2 protein-coding genes are annotated in these 2,239 nt (G+C 41.0%); both read right to left on the reverse strand.

The genetic code is table 11. The features are described from left to right. A partial coding sequence (locus G4P69_RS37140) for an ABC transporter transmembrane domain-containing protein (RefSeq protein ID WP_243903177.1) occupies positions 1 to 618 on the reverse strand: 618 nt, incomplete at its 3' end. Between the two features lie 134 nt (positions 619 to 752). Further along, entirely contained in the window at positions 753 to 1,580 is an 828-nt protein-coding gene (gene map / locus G4P69_RS37145) for a type I methionyl aminopeptidase (protein WP_208345153.1), read from the reverse strand. Positions 1,581 to 2,239: the final 659 nt, after the last annotated feature.

Consider the following 2,239-nt stretch of genomic DNA (forward strand, 5'->3'; position numbering starts at 1 on the left):
CAAAATACTATTGAGGTTGCCAAGTTGCTCTTGTACATGACTGAAAAACTTTGCATTTTTTAGAAAAAACCGTGCCTGCAAAAATGCTGCAATAGGAATTGAGGCTAAGGTAATCAGTGCAAGTCGCCAGTTCATAACCAGCAAAATTGTTGCTATACTAACCAGAGTCACTACTGCACCTACGACCTGAATCAGCGAAGTACCTATAAATGTACGTATTTGTTCTATGTCACTTGTAATTCGGGTAAGTAGTTGAGAAGTCTGGTTTTGGTCGTGATAGCTAAAACTCAGATTCTGAATTTTGCGGAAAATTTGATTACGTAGATCGTAAGCAACACCCTGAGAAGCAGCTTCTGCCCAGAAAGTCTGACCAAAGTTGAACAAACCCCGTGCAATAGATATTGCTACCATCAAGCTAGCACTTTGGAAAACAACTTGTAGGTCTTTTTTTGCGATACCTTGGTCAATAGCCCAGCGAAAAAGCTGCGGAGTTGCGGCATTAGTTAATGTTAGTAATAATAAACTCAGCAAGGCTCCAATAGATATAAAAGGGTAAAACCTTAAACTCTTTAAAGCTTGCTTGAGAGAATATTGCTGTGTTCTTTTTTTTATAGCCAATCTGTCACACCTGGTTTTTTAATAGATGCACAACTATACCCGTAGGTCAGCTTAGGTACATATATATAATATAAATGTACCACCTGTTGAGTAGTAGTGCTCAGGGAAAAACCAGTTGATTCTCTGGCGATGAACTACAACTGAGTGCGATCCGTTAAAATTTCGTATCCATTATCCGTTACCAACACTGTATGCTCAAACTGAGCAGATAGGGACTTATCTACTGTGACTGCTGTCCATCGGTCAGATAAAATCTTGGTAAACTTAGAACCCTGGTTTAAAATCGGCTCAATTGCGAGGGTCATACCTGTTCGTAGCTTAACATTTGGCATGTCGCGAGTACGAAAATTGAAAACGGAAGGTTCTTCGTGTAAGTTACGACCAACACCGTGTCCAGTAAAGTCTTCTACCACGCTGAAGCCATTTGCTTTAACATGGTCTTCGATCGCGCCAGCAATATCAAGTAGGGAATTCCCTGCTTTTACCTGTTCAATACCCTTATAAAGGGTTTCTTCCGCGACACGAATTAATTTAGCTGCTTGTGTTGAGACTTCACCCACAGCGATCGTTATACAAGAGTCGCCATGAAAGCCTTGGTAGTAAGCACCTGTATCGACTTTTAAAACATCCCCAGCACGAATCACTTTTTTACGGCTAGGGATACCATGCACAACTTCGTTATTAATGCTGGAGCAAATAGAACCAGGGAACCCATGATATCCCTTAAAGCTAGGAACCGCGTCCATTTCCCGAATGCGTTTTTCCGCGTGAGCATCTAAATCCGCCGTTGTCATTCCTGGCTTTACCATCTCGGAAATTTCTTTTAAAACGGTTGCCACAATTCTTGCTGATTGCCGCATAACTTCTATTTCATGCGGGGATTTTATTTCAATTCCTCTGCGTTGTTTTTTTGGACGGTTATCTTGAGCTGGTTGAGAAAGCAGGTGACTAAGGATATTCATAAGGGATTTTAATTGAGCTGCCTTTTAACACTATATATGTCAATAGTTTTTCTAACCTAGTTGAGAAACGCTATCTATAGTTAACGTTAACTCATTTTTTCTGATACTTTTTCGTTAACAATTCCCAAAGCATATTAACAAATATGCCTTTTCTAAGAACAAGTCCTGGAAAAATCGTATTAAATTATACACGTTTTTTGCAACTCACGCACTTTATCCAATCGGGAGGGTCAGGCCCATGAATTCGAGGAAATGGATGCCGAGTTTCCAACTAATCCGATTTAACCCAATCGGGAGGGCCTGACGAAAATCAATTAACCGAGGAACAAATAGCAGCGTTTCCAACTAATCCGATTTAACCCAATCGGGAGGGTTTCCGTATTCTCCGCGGAAAGACGGAGTACAAAGTTTCCAACTAATCCGATTTAACCCAATCGGGAGGGTAATCTTCGTTATTGCGCTTAATCGCTTCTTTTAGAGTTTCCAACTAATCCGATTTAACCCAATCGGGAGGGCTGAATTGTTCCTTAATAAAGAAGGGCTTAAAGCGTTTCCAACTAATCCGATTTAACCAAATCGGGAGGGGCGAGAGACGGTGGAGACGAAGTCAGAAAGAAACCATGGTTTCAACTAATCCGATTGAACACAATCGAGAGGGG

Origin of the sequence: Aetokthonos hydrillicola CCALA 1050, from assembly GCF_017591665.1 — a bacterium.
GTDB classification, from domain to species: Bacteria; Cyanobacteriota; Cyanobacteriia; order Cyanobacteriales; family Nostocaceae; genus Aetokthonos; species Aetokthonos hydrillicola.

Coding starts and splice junctions, on each gene's coding strand:
- map (WP_208345153.1), bottom strand. CDS start 1,580: ATGAATATCCTTAGTCACCTGCTTTCTCAACCAGCTCAAGATAACCGT.